The sequence below is a fragment of the Plantactinospora sp. BB1 genome (genome assembly GCF_003030385.1).
Lineage (GTDB): Bacteria > Actinomycetota > Actinomycetes > Mycobacteriales > Micromonosporaceae > Plantactinospora.
In genome coordinates this window covers 3,456,296-3,478,520 of the sequence record NZ_CP028159.1, presented here as the reverse complement: position 1 = coordinate 3,478,520, position 22,225 = coordinate 3,456,296, and the positions used below count along the sequence as shown (strand labels likewise).

General features: G+C 73.0%; 21 protein-coding genes. 9 read left to right on the top strand and 12 right to left on the bottom strand.

All coding sequences use genetic code 11. The features are described from left to right. Positions 1 to 14: 14 nt before the first annotated feature. A complete protein-coding gene (locus C6W10_RS15220; protein WP_107258649.1) occupies positions 15 to 1,205 on the top strand; it encodes a hypothetical protein in 1,191 nt (396 codons plus the stop codon). Between the two features lie 104 nt (positions 1,206 to 1,309). Here the strand turns inward: C6W10_RS15220 and dxs are convergent, their stop codons facing one another. Continuing rightward, entirely contained in the window at positions 1,310 to 3,310 is a 2,001-nt protein-coding gene (dxs, locus tag C6W10_RS15215) for a 1-deoxy-D-xylulose-5-phosphate synthase (RefSeq protein WP_107258648.1), read from the bottom strand. 421 nt (positions 3,311 to 3,731) lie between these two features. On the opposite strand from dxs, the gene C6W10_RS37285 reads away from it, so the two are divergent. Both C6W10_RS37285 and C6W10_RS15210 read left to right on the top strand, forming a co-directional pair. Then, positions 3,732 to 3,983 (top strand): hypothetical protein, encoded by a 252-nt coding sequence (locus C6W10_RS37285; protein ID WP_159079333.1) that lies wholly within the window; start codon positions 3,732 to 3,734, stop codon positions 3,981 to 3,983. A gap of 178 nt (positions 3,984 to 4,161) precedes the next feature. Next, on the top strand, positions 4,162 to 4,944 hold the full coding sequence (locus tag C6W10_RS15210) for an RNA ligase family protein (protein WP_107258647.1): 783 nt from the start codon (positions 4,162 to 4,164) through the stop codon (positions 4,942 to 4,944). 54 nt (positions 4,945 to 4,998) lie between these two features. Here the strand turns inward: C6W10_RS15210 and C6W10_RS15205 are convergent, their stop codons facing one another. Both C6W10_RS15205 and C6W10_RS15200 read right to left on the bottom strand, forming a co-directional pair. Next, complete coding sequence (locus C6W10_RS15205) at positions 4,999 to 6,402, bottom strand: class I SAM-dependent RNA methyltransferase (protein WP_107258646.1); 1,404 nt, start codon at positions 6,400 to 6,402, stop codon at positions 4,999 to 5,001. Then, positions 6,399 to 8,522: an APC family permease gene (locus C6W10_RS15200; protein WP_107258645.1), complete on the bottom strand. Its 2,124-nt coding sequence runs from the start codon at positions 8,520 to 8,522 to the stop codon at positions 6,399 to 6,401. The genes C6W10_RS15205 and C6W10_RS15200 overlap by 4 nt, the downstream gene beginning before the upstream one ends. Positions 8,523 to 8,900: 378 nt before the next feature. Here C6W10_RS15200 and C6W10_RS15195 point away from each other — a divergent pair, with 378 nt between their 5' ends. Continuing rightward, positions 8,901 to 9,566 carry a TrkA family potassium uptake protein gene (locus C6W10_RS15195; protein ID WP_107258644.1) on the top strand — a complete coding sequence of 222 codons (666 nt, stop codon included), beginning with the start codon at positions 8,901 to 8,903 and terminating at the stop codon, positions 9,564 to 9,566. Between the two features lies 1 nt (position 9,567). Beyond that, positions 9,568 to 10,257, top strand: a complete 690-nt coding sequence (locus tag C6W10_RS15190) for a TrkA family potassium uptake protein (protein ID WP_107258643.1) — start codon at positions 9,568 to 9,570, stop codon at positions 10,255 to 10,257. A gap of 37 nt (positions 10,258 to 10,294) precedes the next feature. Here C6W10_RS15190 and C6W10_RS15185 read toward each other — a convergent pair whose 3' ends face one another. The 4 genes from C6W10_RS15185 to dut all read right to left on the bottom strand — a co-directional run bounded on the left by C6W10_RS15185 (position 10,295) and on the right by dut (position 13,117). Continuing rightward, positions 10,295 to 10,993, bottom strand: a complete 699-nt coding sequence (locus tag C6W10_RS15185; protein WP_107258642.1) for a DUF3159 domain-containing protein — start codon at positions 10,991 to 10,993, stop codon at positions 10,295 to 10,297. Between the two features lie 43 nt (positions 10,994 to 11,036). After that, complete coding sequence (locus C6W10_RS15180) at positions 11,037 to 11,417, bottom strand: OB-fold nucleic acid binding domain-containing protein (RefSeq protein WP_107258641.1); 381 nt, start codon at positions 11,415 to 11,417, stop codon at positions 11,037 to 11,039. Between the two features lie 291 nt (positions 11,418 to 11,708). Further along, positions 11,709 to 12,455 carry a DUF3710 domain-containing protein gene (locus tag C6W10_RS15175; RefSeq protein ID WP_107258640.1) on the bottom strand — a complete coding sequence of 249 codons (747 nt, stop codon included), beginning with the start codon at positions 12,453 to 12,455 and terminating at the stop codon, positions 11,709 to 11,711. A 110-nt stretch (positions 12,456 to 12,565) separates the two neighbouring features. After that, the gene (gene dut / locus C6W10_RS15170) at positions 12,566 to 13,117 is read right to left on the bottom strand and encodes a dUTP diphosphatase (RefSeq protein ID WP_107258639.1); all 552 of its coding nucleotides are present in this window, start codon (positions 13,115 to 13,117) and stop codon (positions 12,566 to 12,568) included. Positions 13,118 to 13,159: 42 nt separating this feature from the next. Between dut and C6W10_RS15165 the strand changes: the two genes are divergently transcribed. Further along, on the top strand, positions 13,160 to 13,651 hold the full coding sequence (locus tag C6W10_RS15165) for a DUF3093 domain-containing protein (RefSeq protein WP_107258638.1): 492 nt from the start codon (positions 13,160 to 13,162) through the stop codon (positions 13,649 to 13,651). Positions 13,652 to 13,702: 51 nt separating this feature from the next. Here C6W10_RS15165 and C6W10_RS15160 read toward each other — a convergent pair whose 3' ends face one another. Together C6W10_RS15160 and C6W10_RS15155 are read right to left on the bottom strand one after the other, a co-directional pair. Further along, positions 13,703 to 14,467: a hypothetical protein gene (locus C6W10_RS15160; RefSeq protein WP_107263961.1), complete on the bottom strand. Its 765-nt coding sequence runs from the start codon at positions 14,465 to 14,467 to the stop codon at positions 13,703 to 13,705. A 417-nt stretch (positions 14,468 to 14,884) separates the two neighbouring features. Then, on the bottom strand, positions 14,885 to 15,181 hold the full coding sequence (locus C6W10_RS15155) for a DUF4193 domain-containing protein (protein WP_101370510.1): 297 nt from the start codon (positions 15,179 to 15,181) through the stop codon (positions 14,885 to 14,887). Between the two features lie 412 nt (positions 15,182 to 15,593). Between C6W10_RS15155 and C6W10_RS15150 the strand changes: the two genes are divergently transcribed. After that, on the top strand, positions 15,594 to 16,139 hold the full coding sequence (locus C6W10_RS15150; RefSeq protein WP_107258637.1) for a LytR C-terminal domain-containing protein: 546 nt from the start codon (positions 15,594 to 15,596) through the stop codon (positions 16,137 to 16,139). Positions 16,140 to 16,165: 26 nt separating this feature from the next. Here the strand turns inward: C6W10_RS15150 and C6W10_RS15145 are convergent, their stop codons facing one another. Beyond that, positions 16,166 to 16,990, bottom strand: coding sequence for an inositol monophosphatase family protein (locus C6W10_RS15145; RefSeq protein ID WP_107258636.1), 825 nt, complete (start codon positions 16,988 to 16,990; stop codon positions 16,166 to 16,168). 288 nt (positions 16,991 to 17,278) lie between these two features. Between C6W10_RS15145 and C6W10_RS15140 the strand changes: the two genes are divergently transcribed. Continuing rightward, entirely contained in the window at positions 17,279 to 18,922 is a 1,644-nt protein-coding gene (locus C6W10_RS15140; RefSeq protein ID WP_107258635.1) for an RNA polymerase sigma factor, read from the top strand. A 245-nt stretch (positions 18,923 to 19,167) separates the two neighbouring features. Further along, positions 19,168 to 19,401: a hypothetical protein gene (locus C6W10_RS15135; RefSeq protein ID WP_101371992.1), complete on the top strand. Its 234-nt coding sequence runs from the start codon at positions 19,168 to 19,170 to the stop codon at positions 19,399 to 19,401. 160 nt (positions 19,402 to 19,561) lie between these two features. Here C6W10_RS15135 and C6W10_RS15130 read toward each other — a convergent pair whose 3' ends face one another. After that, entirely contained in the window at positions 19,562 to 21,283 is a 1,722-nt protein-coding gene (locus C6W10_RS15130) for a DEAD/DEAH box helicase (RefSeq protein WP_234361757.1), read from the bottom strand. A 194-nt stretch (positions 21,284 to 21,477) separates the two neighbouring features. After that, complete coding sequence (locus C6W10_RS15125) at positions 21,478 to 22,191, bottom strand: trimeric intracellular cation channel family protein (RefSeq protein ID WP_107258633.1); 714 nt, start codon at positions 22,189 to 22,191, stop codon at positions 21,478 to 21,480. Between the last annotated feature and the right edge of the window lie 34 nt (positions 22,192 to 22,225).

Genomic DNA, 22,225 nt, shown 5'->3' with positions numbered 1-22,225 from the left:
TCGGGAGCACAGCGGTGGGTTCACTCCCTCGTAGCGGGATCGTCGGCGCGGCCCTCACCCTGGCCCTCCTCACCGGCGGCTGCGGCACGGTTCCCAAGGAGCCCCCGGTCGCGCTCCGGGTCGGCTACGACACACTGGACGGCACGCTCCAGGTCTGGCCCTCACGGGGCACCCTGGCCGGTGATCCACAAGCGACCTCGGCGGTGGCCCGGGCCGTCGACGAGTGGCGCTCCCCGGTCGAGGACCGGGTGCACCTGCCCTCCTCCGGCATCCTCTGGCTCGGCGAGGTCGACGGCAACCGGCTCGCCCTGGTCGCCGCCGACGTGCCCGGCGAGGCGGGCTCCTGGCTGTTGCAGCTGACCGGCGACGGAGCCGACTTCCGCGTCGACCGGGCGGTGGAGTACACCGATCCCGGCTACCTGGTCTACTCCGACGTACTGCCGGTGCAGTTGCCCACCGGCCGGCGCTACCTCGTCTCCGCCCGGGTGGACCGGCTCCTCGGGCCGGACCGCCGGCCGCTGGCCGTCACCGACGGCCTGACCGGCCCGGTCGCGCTGCCGGCCTGCGCCGCCCGCACCGTCACCGCCCGACTGCGCCCCAGCGAGTCACTGCCGAGCGGCAAGGCCGCCGACCGGCTCATCGACCTCGGCACCGGCATCGAGGGGCCGCGCTATCCGCTGGTCAGCGACGACACCGGCTCCGGCGCGAAAGTGCTGGACGGCCTCGACACCTGCGCCCTGGCCAGCAAGACCGGGCCGTTCGGCAGCATCCCGCACCGGGTGCACGGCGAGGTCCACCCCGGTTCGGTGCCGGTCTCCTGGCCGATCGACCGGCTGTCGACGAAGGAGTTGGCCGAGGTCGAGCTGGTCGGTGCCGGGGAGAAGCCGGCCAGGCTCGAACAGCTGAGCTGGCGTACCGACGAGGGGATGATGACGGCGGCCCTGCTCCGGCCCGCCGAGGGCCCGCCGGTGGTCTCGGCCGCCGACCGACTCGAACCGCTCCAGGCGTACGTCCTGCCGCTCTCCAGCCCCGTCGTGGTGCTGGCCTGGCAGCCGAACCCGGAGACCAGCCTCGCGGTGCCGCCGAACACCACCCGCCTGGTCGACCGCCCCGGCCTCGTCGTGGTGCCGAAGCCGACCACCCGGGAAACCTTCAGCCTGACCACCCCGGACAAGACCACCGACCGCTCGGCCGGCGGCAACTGAGCCGCGCTCGCGATCGGGCTGTTCTGGTGATGTAGTGCGGGCTGTTCCGGTGATGTGGTGGCCTCGTCGTCGGACGAAGCCACCACATCAGCGAAGCAGCGGGATCAGGCGACGCCCCGGCCGTTGCGGCCCTTCGTGGCCCGGTCGCCGTTGGGGGCGGTGACGCGGACCGGGGCGATGGGTTCGTCGTCGAGCTGGGAGACCCAGCCGGTGACGTCCCGGGCCACGTCCTGCGCGGTCAGTCCCAGGTCGGCGAGGATCTGCGCCCGGGTGCCGTGCGGCTGCCAGACCGACGGCACGCCGAGGTCGCGTACCGGCACCCGCAGGTCGGCGTCGCGCATCGCCTTGGCCAGCGCGTCACCGACCCCGCCGGCACGTACGCCGTCCTCGACCGTGACCACCAGCCGGTGGCTGCCGGCCAGCGTGACCAGCTCCGGCGGGATCGGCCGCACCCAGCGCGGGTCGACCACCGTCACGCCGTACCCCTGCTCGGCGACCCGGGCGGCCACCTCGACGCCGAGCTGCCCGAAGGCGCCGACCGCGACCAGCAGCACGTCGGTGCGGGCGGACTCGGCGAGTACGTCCACGCCGCCGGAGACCGAGTCGGCGGCGGTGATCCGGCGTACCGCCGGCAGGTCGGCGACGACGGAGCCGGTCGGGAAGCGCAGGATCGTCGGCCCGTCCTCGACCGCGACCGCCTCGCGCAGCTCGGCCCGCAGGGTGGCGGCGTCCCGGGGCGCGGCGATCCGCAGCCCGGGCACCACCCCGAAGACGGACATGTCCCAGATGCCGTAGTGGCTCGGCCCGTCCGGGCCGGTGATCCCGGCCCGGTCCAGCACGAACGTCACCGGCAGCCGGTGCATGGCGACGTCGAGCAGCACCTGGTCGAAGGCGCGGTTGAGGAAGGTCGCGTAGACGGCCACCACCGGGTGCAGGCCGCCCATGGCGAGGCCGGCGGCCGAGGTGGCGGCGTGCTGCTCGGCGATGCCGACGTCGTAGACCCGGTTCGGGTACTTGTGGGCCATCGGCGCGATGCCGGTCGGCTCGGCCATCGCGGCGGTGATCCCGACCACGTCCGGCCGCTCGTCGGCGATCGCGACCAGCTCGTCGGCGAAGACGTGCGTCCACTTCACCGAGGGCGCGGCCAGCAGCTTGCCGGTCTCCACGTCGAAGGTGCCAGGGCTGTGCAGGCAGTCGGCGTCGTCCTCCTCGGCCGGGCGGTAGCCCAGACCCTTGCGGGTCACCGCGTGCACTATCACCGGCCCGCCGAAGCCCTTGGCGCGGCGCAGCGCCGACTCCATCGCCGCCACGTCGTGCCCGTCGACCGGGCCGAGGTATTTGATGCCGAGGTCCTCGAACATCGCCTGCGGCGCGACCGCGTCCTTGATGCCCTTCTTGACCGCGTGCAGCACCTCGTACATCGGCCTGCCGACCAGCGGGGTGGAGCCGAGCGCCTCCTTGACGGCGTCCAGCACCTTCTCGTAGCCGGGGTTGAGCCGCAGCGTGGCCAGGTGGTCGGCCAGGCCGCCGATCGTCGGCGCGTACGACCGGCCGTTGTCGTTGACCACGATGACCAGCGGGTTGCGGGCGGTGGCGATGTTGTTCAGCGCCTCCCAGCACATGCCGCCGGTCAGCGCCCCGTCACCGACCACCGCCACCACGTTGCGCGACTCGCCGCGCAGCGCGTACGCCTTGGCCAGCCCGTCCGCATAGGAGAGCGCGGTCGAGGCGTGCGAGTTCTCGATCAGGTCGTGCTCGCTCTCCGCCTGGCTCGGATAGCCGGAGAGGCCACCGCGCTGGCGGAGCTGGTCGAAGCCCTCCTGCCGCCCGGTGAGCATCTTGTGCACGTACGCCTGGTGCCCGGTGTCGAAGAGGAAGCGGTCCCGCGGCGAGTCGAAGACCCGGTGCATGGCCAGGGTCAGCTCGACCACCCCGAGGTTCGGGCCGAGGTGCCCGCCGGTCCGGGAGACCTTCGCGACCAGGAAGTCCCGGATCTCGGCGGCGAGCAACGCCAGTTGCTCGGCGGACATCCGCTTGACGTCCCGCGGCCCACGGACCGTGCCCAACAGCCGTCCGGCGGACGTCTCCGACTCCTCCACGGTCATGCCGTCACCTCGCCGCGCTCGGCAGGGGTATCGGGCCGCACGGCACTGGGCTGGCTGATTCGCTCCCTACACAGGCTCATAGCCGCAGAGTCTATCGGGGCCGGGCCGGCCCGCAGCCGGGCCGCCGAAGCAGTGCCCCGGATCGCGCTGCCAGAGCCGGTCGCCGGGGGTTCGGCGCCGGACCGGCGGGCAGGGTAGCCGATCGGGAGCGCCCCGGCTGCCGAACCGCCTCGCCGGCCGGTTGCGGGCGGTCGGCGATCAGCAGAGTCCCGTTTACCGGACGGTGCGGCGGTCGCGGACAGTCGACGACCAGGCACCGCGAGTGGTGGGTCGGGGTTCCGCCGAACGAACGAAAAATCGGGCAGATGCCGTCAAGGGCCGTAGCATGGCCGGTAATCCCACCCTCCCCTAAGGTCTCGACATGTCGCCTGCTGGCTCCCGCCCCGACCGGTCCCCCGGTCGCGCCCGAACCACCCCGACATCCGGCCGGTACGCCGCCGGTCAGCTCCTCGCGGTCGGCATCGTGCTGCTGGTCGCCCTGCCGCTGCTGCCGCTGATTCTGCTGATCGTCGCCTGGATCCGGCTCCGGGACCGGGCTGCCGCCCGGGCCGCCCGCCGGGATACGGAGGCGGTCCCCACCGCGCCCCGGTCCGCCCTGCACGCCACCCCCTGACCCGCCTCGCCCCCCGCCCGCTCCCTCCCGCGATTCCGACGTCGCCACGCCGGTCGGTTCGCCGGTCGCCACGCCGGTCGGTTCGCCGGAAACCGCCTTGCCCGTCCGATCGGTGATCCCGCAGAGTTGCCGGCACCACCGGTGGGGTGGACGGCAGCACAGCTCGCGGGGAGGCGACATGTCCGACTTCAACGTACGCACGGCGAACCTGACCGCGATCAACTCGCTGACCAAGTACCCGTCCATCCCGACCTACCACTGCCTGGACCCGCGCAACGGCGGCCTGCTCGACGAGACCGTCGCCTTCTCCGGCCCGGTCCACCTGACCGAGAAGGTCGACGGGACGAACGGGCGGATCGTCTCGCTGCCGGACGGCAGCTACCTGATCGGCAGCCGCGAGGAGCTGCTGTACGCCCGTGGTGACCTGATCGGCAACCCGGCGCTCGGCATCGTCGAGGCGCTCCGCCCGATCGCCGACCGGCTGCCACCGGTCGACCGGGACGCCGTCGTGGTGCACTACCTGGAGGTCTACGGCGGCAAGGTGACCGCCGCCTCGAAGCACTACACCGAGTCCCGCGCGGTGGGTGCCCGGCTCTTCGACGTGGTCGTGCTGGACGACTACGCGGAGCTGCTGGAGTGGCCGGTCGAGCGGATCTCGTCCTGGCGGGAGTCGGCGGGGCAGCCGTTCCTCGCCGAGTCGGAGCTGCTGGCCCGGGCCGAGGCCGCCGGGCTGCCGACGGTGCCCCGGCTCGACACGGTCGACGCCGCCGAGCTGCCGACGGAGCTGGAGAAGACCCACCGGTTCCTCGCCGAGCGCCTGCCGGCCACGACGGTGGCCCTGGACGGTACGCCGGGCCGGGCCGAGGGCATCGTGCTGCGGTCGGAGGACCGGTCGGCGATCGCCAAGGCGCGCTTCCAGGACTACGAGCGGACCCTGAAGCGGCGCCGTACCGGCCGCTGAGGCGGCGGCGGAGGTCGGGCCCGGCCGGGTGTCGGCCTCCGCCGCCGGCCGGGCTCAGCTCTCGGCGGGCAGCAGTAGCGCGACCAGCTCCACGTGCTGGGTCATCGGGAAGAGGTCGTAGCCGCGCAGCGCGGCGAGCCGCCAGCCCGCCTCCCGGAACGTCCGGGCGTCCCGGGCGAAGGCGGCCGGGTCGCAGGCCACGTAGGCCACCGCCCGGGTGGTGGCGGCGGCGACCGCCCGGACGACCTCGGCACCGGCACCGGCGCGCGGCGGGTCCAGCACCACCAGGTCGACCGGCCCGACGATCCGGCGCCGCCGCAGCGCCGGTCCGACCGACGCCCGGACCACCTCGATCTGCGGGAGGTCGGCGAGGTTGTCCCGGGCGGCCCCGACCGCCGGCTCGGCCGACTCGACCAGGGTGATCCGGCCGGTCGGACCGACCCGGTCGGCCAGCGCCGCCGCGAAAAGCCCGGCTCCGCCGTAGAGGTCCCAGGCGGACTCGCCGTCCCGGGGCGCCAGCAGGTCGAGTACGGCCGCCGCCAGCGTTTCCGCCGCCGCCGGATGTACCTGCCAGAACGCCTCCGGCGGCAGCCGCCACGTCCGGCCGACCGCCACCTCCCGGACCCGCTCCCCCGCCCCGTCCGGCGCGGCCGCGTCGGTCGGGCCGCCGTCGGCATCCGTCGGGCCGCCGGCACCGTGCGTCGGGTCGACGGCGCCATTCCTCCGGCCGGCGCCGCCATCGGTCGGTCCGCCGGAGGGCGGGACGGCGGCCTCGCCGAGGTCGCCGCCGCCGAGCACCCCGGTGGTGCGCCGCCCGTGCACGGTCACGTCGCCGCCCGAGGAGGCGACCACCTCCACCAGGTCGGCGTCGGGCCAGAGTCGACCGCTGGGCGTCAGCACCGGCAGCTCCTGGATCGCCGGGCGGGCGATCCGGCACCAGTCGATCGGGACGACCTCGTGCGACCGGTGCTTGAGCAGTCCGGCCCGACCGGCGGCGTCGACGGCGTACCGGACCCGGGAGCGCCAGCCGAGCGGGCCGCCGGACAGCTCCTCGACCCGGACGTCCAGCTCGGCGACCTGCTCCGGGGTCAGGCCGGCCAGCCGACGCAGCTGCTCGCGTACCACCTCGGTCTTCCAGCGTCGCTGCGCCGCCGGTGCGACGTGCTGGAGGTCGCAGCCGCCGCACCGGTCCGGCCCCGCCCACGGGCACGGCGGGACGACCCGGTCCGGCGAGGCGTCGAGTACGGTCACCGCGTCCGCCCGGAGGAAGTCCCGGCGTACCTCGGTGATCTGGGCGATCACCCGCTCCCCCGGCAGCGCGTGCCGGACGAAGACCACCTGCCCGTCCAGTCGGGCCACGCAGTGCCCGCCGTGCGCCACCGGCCCGACGGTCAGCTCGACCCGCTCGGCCTCGCCCGGGCCCGTCGAGGCGACCCGGGACCGCTCACCGGCGCTCATCGGGGACCCGCGCTGTCCCGCCCAGGGGCGGGCGGTGGCTCGTCGAGGTCGGTACCGGCCAGCGGGGGCGGCGGTGGTGCCGTGGCGGCGGTGTTCGACGGCGGGGGCGGCCCGAGCAGGCCGCCGACCGGGGCGCCGCCGCGCGGTCCGCGGGCCGGTCCACGGCTGAGGGTGGCGTCGAACCGGTCCAGGTTCTTCCGGGCGGTGGAGGCGAGCTGCCAGGGCACGCTGGTCACCATCACCCCGGGCTCGAAGAGCAGCCGGCCCTTGATCCGCAGCGCGCTCTGGTTGTGCAGGAGGTTCTCCCACCAGTGCCCGACGACGTACTCGGGGATGAAGACCGTGACCACGTCGCGGGGTGACTCCCGGCGGGCCGACGCGACGAAGTCGAGGATCGGCCGGGTGATCTCCCGGTACGGCGAGTCGATCACGGTCAGCGGCACCGTCACCCCGTGCCGTTCCCACTCCGCCTGCACCGCCCGGGTGTCCGCCTCGTCGACGTTGACGGTCAGCGCGGTCAGGGTGTCCGGCCGGGTCGCCTGGGCGTAGGCGATCGCCCGCAGGGTCGGCTGGTGGACCTTGCTGACCAGCACGATGGCGTGGTTGCGGGCCGGCAGCACCGGGCGTCCCTCGGGTGGGGTCAGCTCGGTGGCGATCCGGTCGTAGTGCCGGCGGATGCCGAGCATCATGGCGTAGATCACCGCCATCGCGGCGATGGCGATCCAGGCACCGAGCAGGAACTTGGTGAGCAGCACGACCACCAGTACCGCCCCGGTCAGCCCCATCCCGAAGGCGTTGATGGCCCGGGACCGGACCATCCTGCGCCGCACCACCGGATCCCGCTCGGTACGCAGCATCCGGTTCCAGTGCCGGATCATGCCCGCCTGGGAGAGCGTGAACGAGACGAAGACGCCGACGATGTAGAGCTGGATCAGCCGGGTCACCTCGGCCTGGAAGGCGACGATCAGCAGGATCGCGGTCAGCGCGAGGAAGACGATGCCGTTGGAGAAGGCCAGCCGGTCGCCCCGGGTGTGCAACTGCCGGGGCAGGTAGCGGTCCTGGGCCAGGATCGAGCCGAGCACCGGGAAGCCGTTGAACGCGGTGTTGGCGGCCAGGAAGAGGATCAGCGCGGTCGCGCCGGCCACCACGAAGAGCAGCACCCCGTTGCCGAAGATCGCCTGGCCGAGTTGGACGGTCACGGTCTTCTGCACGTAGTCGAGCGGGCCGTGTTCGAGCTGCCGGGCCGGGTTCTCCATGAACTGGAGGCCGGTCAGCCGGGACAGCCAGATGATGCCCATGATCATGACGATCGCCACCGAGCCGAGCATCAGCAGCGTGGTGGCGGCGTTCTTGCTCTTCGGCGGCTTGAAGGCCGGTACGCCGTTGGAGATCGCCTCCACCCCGGTCAGCGCGGCACAGCCGGAGGAGAAAGCCCGGAGCAGCAGGAAGGCCATCGCGAAGGCGGTCAGGTTGGCGTGTTCGGCACTGACCACCAGATCGGCGCTGGGCGCCCGCAGGTCGTGGCCGAGGACGAAGATCCGGACCAGTCCGGTGAGGATCATCCCGATGATGACGATCATGAAGCCGTAGGTCGGGATCGCGAACGCGGTGCCGGACTCGCGCAGCCCGCGCAGGTTGATCGCGCTCAGTACGACCACCGCGGTCACCGCCACCCCGACCCGGTGCTCGGAGACGAACGGCAGCACCGACCCGAGGTTGGCCACCCCGGAGGAGACCGACACGGCGACGGTCAACACGTAGTCGACCAGCAGCGCGCTGGCCACCCCGACGCCGAACTTCGGGCCGAGGTTGACGGTGGCCACCTCGTAGTCGCCACCGCCGGAGGGGTACGCGTGCACGTTCTGCCGGTAGCTCGCCACCACGGTGAGCATCACCACCACGACGGCCAGGGCGACCCACGGCGAGAAGAGGTACGCCGAGGTGCCGGCGATCGAGAGCGTCAGCAGGATCTCGTCCGGTGCGTACGCCACGCTGGAGAGCGCGTCGGAGGCGAAGACCGGCAGCGCGATGCGCTTCGGCAGCAGGGTGTGCTGCAACTTGTCGGACCGAAAGGGTCGGCCCAGCAGCAGGCGCTTGACTAGCGAGGTGGGACTGGCCACAACCGCTAAGGGTACGGCTGCCGGATTCGCCCGGTCGGCCGGTGCGGCCGATCTTCCCGGTGATCCGGCTAACCGGCGCCGGGCGGTGCGACCGACCGCACCAGCGGAGCGGAAGTCCGGGGCCGGTTCGTGGCGGAGGGTGCCGCGGCCGTCACCGGTGCTGCGGCCGTTACCGGGGTCGCGGCCGTCACCGGTGCTGCGTCCGTCACCGGGGTCGCGGCCGTCACCGGTGCTGCGGCCGCCGGCCGGGCCGGGACGCGGCCGGAGATCCGCGACGCGGGAGGTCGGGCGCCACGGGCGGGGAGCCGGATGGCTACGCTCATGGTGACATCACCCCACCGGACGGGTCGGTCCCGCGGTGATCCGGGAGGACTTGCCTTGCACGTCGTGATCATGGGCTGTGGCCGGGTCGGTTCGACCCTCGCGCACAACCTGGAGTCGCGCGGCCACTCGGTGGCCGTCATCGACCAGGACGCGGACGCGTTCCGCCGGCTCGGCCCGGACTTCGGCGGGATCACCGTCACCGGCGCCGGGTTCGACGCGGAGGTGCTCCGCCAGGCCGGCATCGAGCGGGCCGACGGCTTCGCCGCCGTCTCCAGCGGCGACAACTCCAACATCATCTCAGCCCGGCTGGCCCGCGAGACGTACGGCGTCTCCCGGGTGGTCGCCCGGATCTACGACTCGAAGCGGGCCCAGGTCTACGAGCGGCTCGGCATCCCGACCGTGGCCACCGTCCGGTGGACCGCCGACCGGATCGTCCGGCACCTGGTGCCGGAGGGACACGTGGAGATCTTCCGCGACCCGACCAGCACCGTCTCGATCATCGAGGTACCGGTGCACGACGACTGGATCGGCCGTCCGGTACGCGGGCTGGAGGAGGCCACCGGCGCCCGGGTCGGCTATCTGACCCGGTTCGGCATCGCCGCCCTGCCGACCGCGTCCAGCGTGCTCCAGGAGGGCGACCAGGTCTCCATGCTGGTCACCGACGACATCGCCGACCAGGTGACCACGGTGGCGGGCTCGCCGCCGGAAGGAGGGCGCTGAGATGCGGATCGCCATCGCCGGCGCCGGCAACGTGGGCCGCTCGATCGCGCAGGAGCTGATCGAGAACGGGCACCAGGTGATGCTGATCGAGCGGAAGCCGAAGATGCTCCGCCCGGAGCGGGTACCGGCCGCCGAGTGGATCCTCGCCGACGCCTGCGAGCTGGCCAGCCTTGAGGAGGCCGACCTGGCCAGCTGCGACGTGGTGGTGGCCGCCACCGGCGACGACAAGGTCAACCTGGTGGTCTCGCTGCTGGCCAAGACGGAGTTCGCCGTCCCCCGGGTGGTCGCCCGGATCAACCGGGCCGAGAACGAGTGGCTCTTCACCGACCAGTGGGGGGTCGACGTGGCGGTCAGCAAGCCACGGGTGATGGCGGCCCTGGTCGAGGAGGCGGTGACCGTCGGCGACCTGGTCCGGCTGATGACGTTCCGGCAGGGCGAGGCGAACCTGGTCGAGATCACCCTGCCGCCGACCGCACCGTACGTCGGCCACCCGATCCACTCGGTGCCGCTGCCCCGGGACTCGGCGCTCACCGCCATCCTGCGCGGCAAGCGGGTGCTGGTGCCGAGCCCCGACGACCCGTTGGAGGCCGGCGACGAGCTGATCTTCGTCTGTACGGCCGAGGTCGAGGACGAGGTCCGCAAGGTGATCCTCGGTCCGGACAGCGTCGAGCGGACCCGCAGCAGCAGTTGAGCGGTCCGGGACCGGTCGGGGTGCTGCCCGGCGGCGGTCAGCCGCCGAGCGGTGCCGGTACGGCCGGCGTCCGGTTCACCCGGCGGACCGTCCAGATGGTGATCACCAGCAGCAGCGCGTACGGCGGATAGCCGAGCAGCAGCCGGGCGATGCCGAGCGCGGTGTCCATGTCGGCCAGGTAGAGCCCGGCCTGCACGCCCACCTTGGCCAGCCAGACGACGCCCCAGAGCACGGTGAGCCGGGTGAAGGTGCGGACCAGCCGGGGATCCTGCCGCCACTCCGACCGGCCACCGGCCGCGATGATGGACCAGATCCAGCCGACCAGCGGCTGGCGGATCACCGCCGAGCCGAGCAGCACCAGCCCGTAGACGATGCCGTAGAGGATGCCGGGCAGGTAGAAGTCCCGCTCGTCACCGGTACGCCAGGCGATCATGGCGCCGATGCCGATCCCGACCAGGCCGTTGACGGCGTGTCGGACCGGTCGCCGCTGGAAGAGTCGGACGACCGCGATCAGCACCGCGACCGCCACCGAGGCGATCACCGCCGGACGCAGCTCGGTGATGATGTTGACCGCGACGAAGACGACCACCGGGACGCTGGACTCGACCATCCCCCGCCAGCCGCCGAGCTGCTCCGCCATCTGCTCGGTCAGGCTGGGGAGCTGTTCCTCGTCCTCGGTCCGGCTGGCCGTCGGGTCGCTGCCCGGGCTGTCGGTGCGGGGCTGTCCAGCGGTCATCTGTGTGTCTTCCGGTCGCGGCCGGGGGCGCCGGTCTCCGTGCTCACCGTGGCGACTCCAGCTCGTAGTACGGGTTGTAGATGACTTTACGGTCATCCCGTACCGCCATGCGACCGCGCGCGGTCAATTGCCGGCCCGGCTCGATCCCGGAGATGTGCCGGCGTCCCAGCCAGACCAGGGTCACGATGTCGCTGCCGTCGTAGAGGTCCGCCTCCAGGGTCGGCAGGTTCGTCCGGGGGGTGTAGACCACGGTACGGAGCCGGCCCGAGACCGACACCACCTGCCCCCGGCTGCACTGCCCGGCCGGGGTGCTGCCGCACTCGGCGCTCTCCCGGAGCAGCTCCTCCGCCTCGATCTCGGCCTCGCTCGCGGTCAGCCGTTGCAGGAAGCCCCGCCACGAGAGTCGGCCCTGGTCGGTCGCCATGACCCGGTGTCACCCTCCTCCACGCGCCGCCCCGGCGCGTGCTCGACACGGCTGGCGTGCAGCCGTCCCGCAAGCGTACGCCGATCCGGCACCCGTGCACGGGTCGCCCGCTGCCGGTTTGCCGACCCACCGCCACCGGCGCCGAACCGACCCGGCGGCGGCCCCCGACGGCGGCCCGGGCGGCGGCCCGGAGCGAGCCGGATCGGGGTAGCCCGCCCGGCCATCCCCGCTCAGTCCCCCGGCCGGACCGGCCTGGGAGGAGGCGCTCGCCGCCGTCGCGGCGGGCAGCGGTCAGGAACCGTCGCGGCGACGGGGCCGGGGTTCGGAGCGCGGCGGGTGCTGCTGGCCCGAGACGACGCCGTTGACCGGCCCACCGGGCTGGTGGCCGTCCGGCTGCGCTTCGGCACCGGCGGCGTCCGCCTCGCGCGGCAACCGCAGCGGCAGCGGCTCGCGGACCGGCTTGGCCTCCTGACCCCGGTCGACCACCAGCCCGTTCAGGCACTCCGTGAGCGGTCCGGCGGCGGCCGGGTCGCTGGCGGCACGCCCCTGGAAGACGCCCTGGATCATCCAGCGCGGCCCGTCGACGCCGACGAAGCGCAGGTCGGCGATGCCACCGTCCGGGGTACGGACCCGGGCCCGCAACTCGGTGCCGTGCTCGCCCTCCACCTCCTCGGCCACCACCCCGTCGGCCGCCAGCGAGGTGCGGATCTCCTCCCGCCACTCCGGCCAGATCTCCTCGGTACGCGGTGCCGCGAAGACCCCCAGCTGGAGGGCGCTCTCCCCGTGCACCAGGACGACCTGCTGGATCACCCCGTCGGGGTTGGCCTGGACGCGTACCTCCACGTCCTGCACGGCCGGGATGCGCAGGCTGCCCAGGTCGAGCCGCTGCACGTCCGGCGGCTCGTCGCCGATGTCGTACGGTCCGTGCCCGGGCCCCTCGGGCTCGGTCGCGGCGGCGAGGTCCTGGGTGTCGGCCGACTGCCGACCGGAGCGCTCGTCGCGGGAGTGGCGCCCGCCGCGTCCTCGGGAGAAGATCATGTTGCTTACCTGCTACCTTCCGTTTCCGGCTGCCGGATGGGCGGATCTCACTCGCATTGTCGGGCACGGCGTACGGCGACGGCCGACCCGGGCACCTCTTTCCGGCCGACTCACCGGCCGCCCGCCCCCTCGACCCGCTCCTCCCGGAGGTCGGCGGCGACCAGCCCGGCGTGCCCGCCGGTCGAGCCGTGCCCGCCCGCACCCCGCACGGAGTCGGGCAACTCGTCGACGGGCAGGAACTCGGCCCGTTCCACCCGCTGCACCACGAGCTGCGCGATCCGGTCGCCCCGGGAGATCTTCGCCGGGGTGACCCGGTCGTGGTTGATCAGGTTGACCAGGATCTCGCCCCGGTAACCGGCGTCGACCGTACCGGGCGCGTTGAGCACGGTCACACCGAGCCTGGCCGCCAGCCCGGACCGCGGGTGCACGAGCCCGACGTACCCGACCGGCAGGGCCAGCGCGACCCCGGTGCGGACCAGCCGCCACCGGCCGGGCGGGATCTCGACCTCCTCGGCGGCGACCAGGTCGGCTCCGGCGTCGCCGGGATGGGCGTACGCCGGCAGCGGCAGGTCCGGGTCGATGCGCCGGACGGGTACGGGCAGCACGTGCGTCACGCTTTCACTCTCCTGGCAGGTTCGCGGATCCACCGGTGTTGCCCCCATCCTGCCGGGTCGACCGGCCGCATCGGGCCGTACCCTTCCAGCGTGGCCCCGACAAGTTCCGACCCCGCGGTCGTCCCGGCCCGTGCCGGGTACGCCGAGCGGCTGACCCTGCCCTGGTGGCTCTGGCTGGCCGGGATCGCCGTCGCCGGGCTGCTGGCCGCCGAGATCTGGCTCGGCTCCACCGGCATGCGCGCCTGGCTGCCCTTCGTGGTCCTGTTGCCGTTGGCCGCCGTGGGGCTCGGCTGGCTCGGCCGGATCCGGATCGCCGTACGCGACGGCGAACTCCTGGTCGACGACGCCCGGCTGCCGGTGCGGTTCGTCGCCGACGCCATCCCGCTGGACGCCGAGGGCCGGCGCGAGGTGCTCGGGGTCGGTGCCGACCCGCTGGCGTTCGTGGTGCAGCGCCCGTGGGTGTCGGGGGCGGTGCAGGTGGTCCTCGACGATCCGGCCGACCCGACGCCCTACTGGGTGGTCAGCTCCCGCCATCCGGTACGCCTGGCCGAGGCGATCCTCGCGGCCCGCGACCCGGACTGAGCACCGAACCGGCGCCGGGAACCGGCCTCCCGGACCGTCCGAGCCGGTCGGTCAGCCGCCGAGCGCCCTCGGCCCCTGGCGGAGATCCTCCCGGACCCGGTCGCCGAGTGCCCGGGTGGCCCGGCCGTTGAGGAAACCGGCCACCGCCGCGCCGGTCAGGAACGGCCCGAGGGTGGTCAGGTTGCGGCCGAACCGCCGCAGCAGCCGGTCCCGCAGCTCCTTGCGGGCCGCGGTGCCGAGTACCGCGCCGACACCGACCCCGGGCAGCAGCGGATTGACCCCGCGCTGGGCCGCCCAGGAGCGGATCAGCGTGACCGCGCGCTGGCTGGTGCCGCCCGGCAGCCGCACGCCGTACGCCTCGTGCAGTTCGCCGATCAGCTTCAGTTCGATGGCGACCACGGCGACGGTTTCGGCGGCCAGCAGTACCGGTGCCGAGAGCAGGGTCGGGGTGGCCACCCACTCCACGGCCGCGACCCCGCCACCGGCGGCGCCCACCCCGGCGGTGGAGCGTACGGCGTTGCGGATCAGCCGATCCGCCAGCGCGTCGGAGTCGAGGCCGTCGAAGTGCCGGAGCAGGGTCTCCCGGTCGCGTACCGGGATGTGCGGCGCGATCTCGGTCACCGTGTCGGTGAGCCAGCGGACCGCCGCCTTCGGCTTGAACAGGTTGCCGGGTCGGCTGGCCCGGACCTGGCTGACCAACCGGCCGAGCAGTCGTCGCCGACGGGACCGGTTCAGTTCGTCGGCGGTGAGCGCGGCGACGGTGGAACTCAGCTCGTCGTCCCGGGACGCCGGCCCCCGCTGGCCGTCACCGGGCACGAGTTCCCCAGCCGTGGTCGCGCCGCCCGCCGGTCCCCGGTCGACGGGCGTGGTCGAGGTCGTGTCGTCGCCCGGCACGGCGACCGGCCCGACCCGGTCGGCCGACCCGGGCGAGGCGTCGGTCGTCCCCGGCGAGGACGTGTCGGTGCGCCGTTCCGGCGAGGACGCGTCGGTCCGTTCCGGCGAGGACGCGTCGGATGCCCGGTCAGAGCGGCTCATCATGACCTCCAGCGCGTGTCGTCGGTTGGGCTTGCCACCACGCGCATCGAGTCAAGCAGTTACCCACCAACCCCGCATGTCGAATCACGCGCGGCGACCCCCAGCGGTGGAGGTCGCCGCTTCCCCCGTCCCGGAAGACTCACCCCGTGCCCGCCGGACGGGCTCCCCTGCCCGGGAAGACCGCTCCGGCCTCGGAAGTCAGGCGCACTCGCGGCAGATCAGATCACCGTTGCGCTCCACCGCGAGCTGGCTGCGGTGGTGCACGAGGAAGCAGCGCGCGCAGCGGAACTCGTCCGACTGCATCGGCAGCACCTTCACGGTGAGCTCCTCGTCGGCCAGGTCGGCACCGGGCAGCTCGAAGCTCTCGGCGACCTCGGCCTCGTCGACGTCCACGGCGGCCGACTGTGAGTCGACCCGCCGAGCCTTGAGCTCTTCCAGGCTGTCCTCGCCGAGGTCGACCTCGTCGCGACGCGGGGCGTCGTAGTCGGTGGCCATCGGTCTCACTCTCCCATATCGATATAGTCGCTTCCGGTTGTAACGCCGGAGGACGCTGTTTCGGTTCCCGCTGGCCGGCCTTACTTCCGGTCGCCCGACCCGGCGCACGTTCCGGGTCGCGGCCGCCGGGCGGAACTCCCCCGGCGAGCGGGGTACCTTACCCCCCTTCGGGCGAGGCATGTATACCGTCCCTGCGGCATGCATGTACGTCCGAGCGCGCGGAGTTGTTCCCAATGTGACTCAGGCGACACGAAGATAGGGGTAGTGGTCGGCCGATCGTCGTCGCCGCGCCGACAAATCTGGCGGATTCAGCACCCGGTCGGACAACGGCTGGCCTCACCGGCATACTCGATAGCCACGGCGGCCCGTGCGGTCGGCTGTTCCACACACCACCTTCGCAGGAGCCAAGCAGATGAGTTTCGCGCGCGTCCGAGCCCTCCTCGTCGTCGGCGTGCTCGCGGTGACCGCCATAGTGTTCGTCGTCGTCACCCTCGTCCGCGACACCCAGGCCGGCCGAGAGGTCGCCAGTGACTGCCAGGAAGGTGACAAGCTCGCCGACACCCGGTTGCGGCTGCCGAAGGACATCAAGATCAACGTCTACAACGCGACCGACACCATCGGCCTGGCCAACACGGTGAAGACCGACTTCCAGAACCGGCAGTTCCAGGTCCTCAAGGCCGGCGACGAGCCGAACAGGAAGGGCATCGACGACGAGGTCGCGGTGCTGCGGTACGGGCCGAAGGGCGTCGGCTCCTACCACGTGCTCAAGGCGTACTTCCTCAACGAGGCGGAGCCGGAGTTCCAGCTCGACCGCGACAACGACGTGGTCGACGTGGTGATCGGCGGCGAGTTCAAGCAGTTGGCGACCATCACCGAGGTCAACCAGGCGCTGACCCAGCGGGACAGCGAGAGCACCCAGCTGCCGCCGCGGACCTGCGCCGACCCCAACCTGAGCTGACCGGCGGGCTCTCCGGCCGCCGACCCTCAGGGGCCGCCGGCCGCGTCGAGCCGGGCCAGGTGGTCGTGCAGCGGGCCGAAGAGCGCGGGCGGGGCGGCGATCAGCAGGTCCGGCCCCGGGTCGGCACCGGCCAGCCCGTCGACCCGGAGCCCGGCCTCGGTGGCGACCAGCCCGCCGGCCGCGTGGTCCCAGAGGTTCAGCCCCTTCTCGTAGTAGCCGTCGACCAGGCCCTCGGCGGCCAGGCACAGGTCGATCGAGGCGACCCCGAACCGGCGGATGTCCCGGACGTACGGGATGAGCCGGTGCAGCACCCCGGCCTGGTGCGCCCGGCGCGCCGGGTCGTAGCCGAACCCGGTGGCCACCAGCGCCTGTCCGAGATCGGTCTCCACCGAGCCGCTCAGCCGTCGGCCGGCGCGGTAGGCGCCCCGACCCCGGATCGCCGTCCACTCGTCCCCGGTGGCCGCGTTCCGGACCACTCCGGCGACCACCTCGCCGTCGACCTCGACGGCGAGCGAGACGGCGTAGTGCGGCAGCCCGTAGAGGTAGTTCACGGTGCCGTCGATCGGGTCGAGGATCCACCGTACGCCGCTGCCGGCGGCCGGGCCGGCACCCTCGGCGTCGCCGTACTCCTCGCCCAGTACGGCGTCGCCGGGCCGGGCCGCCCGCAGGGTCGCCACCGCCTGCCGCTCCACCGCCCGGTCCGCGGCGGTGACCACGTCGGTCACCGTGCTCTTGGTGGCAACCGCGGCGACTCCCTCGGCGCGCATCCGGTACGCGGTCTCCGCCGCCTCCCGGGCCACCTCGACCGCGATATCGAGCAGCTCCTCCGGAGCCGGTGTCGTACCGTCCATGGCGTCCCCTTCCCGCACGCCTGTGACGTCCTGCCTCCGGCGCGAGTATCATCCTTACAAAGTCAACACGCGTATCGAGTCGGTGGCCCCGGACCACGTCTCCGGCGTGCGGCGCGGGATGATCGCCGCAGACGGCGCTACAATTCACGCCTGCCCACGCGCCACGGACCGCCGAGCCCGGCCGGCCCGGGACACGGGGGTCCCTCAACCACATCGGCCCGACACAACGCATAGCGCTGCGCCGGCCGATCCCGGCCGTGCTCGCTCATCGCCTCCGGAAGGTCATTCGTGACAGAACCCCGCCACATCGGCGCCGACGTACGCTCGCTCACCGACACGCTGATCGCCCACGCGCAGAACGCCGGCGGCCAGCTCACGTCGGCGGAGTTGGCGCGTACGGTCGAGTCTGCTGAGGTGACTCCGGCCCAGGCCAAGAAGATCCTGCGTGCGCTCTCGGACGCGGGTGTCACCGTCGTGGTCGACGGCTCGGCGAGTACCCGTCGCCGGGTCGCCGCCGCCCGGTCCGCCACCCCCGCGTCGCGGGCGACCACCGCCAAGGCGACCAAGAAGTCGGCGCCGCCGGCCCCGAAGCAGGCGCCCGCCGCCGACGAGGCCGGCGCGGCCCGCAAGCCGGCGGCCCGCAAGCCGACGCTCGCGGCCGACGGCGCGTCGCCGGCCGGTGCCGCCAAGCCGGCCGCCAAGCCCGCTGAGACGGCCGCCAAGGCTCCGGCGAAGGCCGGCCGTGCGGCGGCGAAGGCCGCCGGCACCGGCCCGGCCAAGGCCGCCAAGGGCGCCGCCCCGACCAAGAGCGGCGAGCCGGACGGTCCCGCCGACGACATCGATCCGGAGGTGCTCGCCGCCGAGATCGAGGACGTGGTGGTCGAGGAGCCGGCCGAGCTGGCCAAGGCCGCCGAGGCGGACGCCGCCGACGCCGCGACCGACAACGACTTCGAGTGGGACGACGAGGAGTCCGAGGCGCTGAAGCAGGCGCGCCGGGACGCCGAGCTGACCGCCTCGGCGGACTCGGTACGGGCCTACCTCAAGCAGATCGGCAAGGTCCCGCTGCTCAACGCCGAGCAGGAGGTCGAGCTCGCCAAGCGGATCGAGGCAGGGCTCTACGCCGCCGAGCGGCTGCGCGCCGCCGAGGAGGGCGAGGAGAAGCTCGTCCGGGAGATGCAGCGCGACCTGATGTGGATCTCCCGGGACGGGGAGCGGGCCAAGAACCACCTGCTGGAGGCGAACCTGCGGCTGGTGGTCTCGCTGGCCAAGCGCTACACGGGGCGGGGCATGGCGTTCCTGGACCTGATCCAGGAGGGCAACCTCGGCCTGATCCGCGCCGTCGAGAAGTTCGACTACACCAAGGGCTACAAGTTCTCCACCTACGCCACCTGGTGGATCCGGCAGGCCATCACCCGGGCCATGGCCGACCAGGCCCGCACCATCCGCATCCCGGTGCACATGGTCGAAGTGATCAACAAGCTGGGCCGGATCCAGCGCGAGCTGCTCCAGGACCTGGGCCGCGAGCCCACCCCGGAGGAGCTGGCGAAGGAGATGGACATCACACCGGAGAAGGTGCTGGAGATCCAGCAGTACGCCCGGGAGCCGATCTCGCTCGACCAGACCATCGGCGACGAGGGGGACAGCCAGCTCGGCGACTTCATCGAGGACTCCGAGGCGGTGGTCGCGGTCGACGCGGTCTCCTTCTCGCTGTTGCAGGACCAGCTCCAGCAGGTGCTCCAGACGCTCTCCGAGCGGGAGGCCGGCGTGGTGCGGCTGCGTTTCGGGCTGACCGACGGACAGCCGCGTACCCTGGACGAGATCGGTCAGGTGTACGGCGTGACCCGCGAGCGGATCAGGCAGATCGAGTCCAAGACGATGTCGAAGCTGCGGCACCCGTCCCGTTCGCAGGTACTGCGCGATTATCTTGACTGACCCCAAAAGTCAACCAGTCGTGTCCATCTGATCACCACGCGTACATCGGGCGCGCGGTGATCGGATGGTTCCCCACTTGTGATCGTTGACGTGGCACCCTGGTGGCACGGCACACTGTCTCTACCACGTGTGACATCGGTCCCCCGGGGGCACACTGGGAAGGCCACACCCCACAAGGGTGTTGCACGATAGGTGAGCAATGAACGACGAGAGTGTTCATCGGTGACGACCGCAGGAGGAAGGCGATGACCCCGACCCTCACGCCGCCGCCCGAGACGGTGGCTCCCCCAGCCGCCGATGAACGGTGCGACCGCTGTAACGCCGCCGGCAAGCTTCGGATCACCCTCGCGGGTGGGAGCGAGCTGGTGTTCTGTGGGCATCACGCGAACAAGTACGCCGAGGATCTCGTGAAGATCACGGTCCGGTACGCGGTTGACCCGGAGTTCAGCTGGCGTGGCGCCGATTTGATGGCGAACTAACCTAACCAGGACATAGCTGACCGGAGGTGCCCCGAGTGGGCGCCTCCGGTCGTCTATTCCCCGACAGTGCCGATTGCCGACACTCTCGGCGATCGACCGCGATGACGCCCGGAGCGGCCGTCCCGTGTCGTCTCCGGCCGCACCGCACCGTGCGGCGCGGTCACAGCGTCTGGACGGTGGCGATCCGCTCCTCGAGCTGCTCGATGGTGGCCTGCGCGCTGGGCGGACCGCCGCAGCGGCGACGCAGCTCGGCATGGATCTTGCCGTGTGGCAGCCCGGTCCGATGGTGGTGCGCCGCGACCAGCGCGTTGAGCTGACGGCGCAGGTTGACCCGCCGTTCCGCCGCGCTGAGCGGCCGGCTCTCCGGCCGGGGCGCCGGCACCGGTTCGGCAATCTTCCGGCGGCGCTGCGCGGCCAACTGCTCGGCCTGGCGCTTGCTCAGCAGCACCGCCACCTGGTCGGCGGTGAGCAGGCCGGGCAGGCCGAGATATTCCTCCTCCTCCGGCGTACCCGCCTGGGCGCCGGTGCCGAAGGAGGCCCCGTCGAAGATGACCTGGTCGAGTTCGGCGGTGGCGGAGAGCGCCTCGAACCGCTTCTCCAGTTCCCCGCTGGCCTGCTCGTTGCGCTGGGCCCGCTCCAGCAGGTCGTCGTCGAGCCCGTCACCGCGCTTCGGCGCACCCAGCACGTGGTCCCGCTCGACCTCCATCTCGCTGGCCAGCCCGAGCAGGTGCGGCACGCTGGGCAGGAAGACCGACGCGGTCTCGCCGGGCCGGCGGGCCCGGACGAATCGGCCGATCGCCTGGGCGAAGAAGAGCGGCGTGGAGGCGCTGGTGGCGTAGACGCCGACGGCCAGCCGGGGAATGTCGACCCCCTCGGAGACCATCCGCACCGCGACCATCCAGCGCTGCTCCGAGGCGGCGAAGGCGGCGATCCGGGCCGAGGCGCCCTGGTCGTCGGAGAGCACCACCACCGCCCGCTCGCCGGTGATCCGTTCGATCAGCCGGGCGTACGACCGGGCGGAGTTCTGGTCGGTGGCGATCACCAGGCCGGCGGCGTCGGAGACCCCGCCCGCCCGGAGCACCTGTAGCCGGGCGTCGGCGGCCCGGAGCACCTGCGGCATCCAGTCCCCGGCCGGGTCCAGCGCCGTACGCCACGCCTGGGCGATCAGGTCCTGGGTCATCGGCTCACCCAGCCGGGCGGCCAGCTCGTCACCGGCACTGGTCCGCCACCGGGTCTCCCCGGAGTACGCCAGGAAGATCACCGGGCGGACCACGCCGTCGGCGAGCGCGTCGGAGTAGCCGTACACGGAGTCGGCCCGGGAGCGTTGCAGGCCGTCGGCGCCCCGCTCGTAGCTGACGAAGGGGATCGGGTTCTCGTCCGACCGGAACGGCGTACCGGTCAGCATCAGCCGGCGTACGGCGGGCTCGAAGGCCGCCTTGACCCCGTCGCCCCAGGACCGGGAGTCGCCGGCGTGGTGGATCTCGTCGAGGATCACCAGCGTCCGGCGGGTCATCGTGCGGCGGCGGTGCACCTGCGGGGCGATGCCGACCTGGGCGTAGGTGACCACCGCACCGTGGAAGTCCGCCGAGGAGTGCAGGTCGGCGTTGCGGAACGCGGCGTCGAGCTGGATGCCGACCCGGGCCGCCGCGACCGCCCACTGGGTCTTCAGGTGCTCGGTCGGCGCGACCACGGTGACCGCCTCGACGGTGCCGTCGGCGAGCAGCTCGGCGGCGATCCGCAGCGCGAAGGTGGTCTTGCCGGCACCGGGCGTGGCGACGGCCAGGAAGTCCTCCGAGCGGCGCCGCAGGTATTCGACCAGCGCCTTACGCTGCCATGCCCGCAGCGCCGGGAACGACTCGAGAACCGGCAGTGGGGCTCCCACCCAGAACACTCCCCTCCGACGGCCAGGTATCCGACCACACGAAAACGCCCCCGCGACCGGATCGAGCGCGAAGGCCGTACCAGCATAACCAGCCGGACCCATCCGACCCAGGCGACACCGACGCCACACAAGCCACACCCGGGCACCGCCGGGTCAGGGCCTTCGACGTGCCGGGCCGCCCGGGCCCGCCCGGGTCAGCGGCCCCGGTCGGCGGGGCGTTCGCCGTCGGCCGGCCGCTCCGCCGGGCCGTCGTCGACCGCCCGGTACGCGGGGCTGGAGCCGTCGTCGGGTCGCCTGGCGGCCGGCACCGGAGCCGACCAGCGTCGGCGCAGGGCCACCAGCCGGAGGGCGAAGACGAAGAGGGCTGCCGCCATCAACGGCCCGGGGCCGGCCAGGCCGGCCCGGTCCAGGGCGACCACCGCGACCGCGCCGGCCAGCGCCGCCACCGCGTAGATCTCCCGGCGCAGCACCACCGGGATCTCCCCGGTGAGCAGGTCCCGACCGAGCCCGCCGCCGATCCCGGCCATCATGCCGATCATGCCGGCGCCGAGTGGTGGCACGCCGGCGTCGAGCGCGATGAGGGTACCGGTGACGGTGAAGAGGCCGAGCCCGGCCGCGTCGAGGACCAGGACGGTGGTACGCAGCCGCGCCAACTGTGGGTGCAGCCAGAAGACCGCCGCGGCGGTGACCATCGCGGTGACCGCGTACCGCCAGTCGGCGAAGGCCAGCGGTGGCCCGTCGCCGATCACGACGTCCCGGAAGAGGCCGCCGCCGAGCGCGGCGACGAAGCCGACGAAGACCACCCCGAAGAGGTCGAGGCGCTTCACGACCGCGGCTGACGCACCGGAGGCGGCGAAGATCGCCACCCCGGTGAGGTCGGCGAGGAGGAGGGCGGTTGCGGCGGTCACCGCAGGATGTTACGCGCCGGACGGCCGCCTCGGC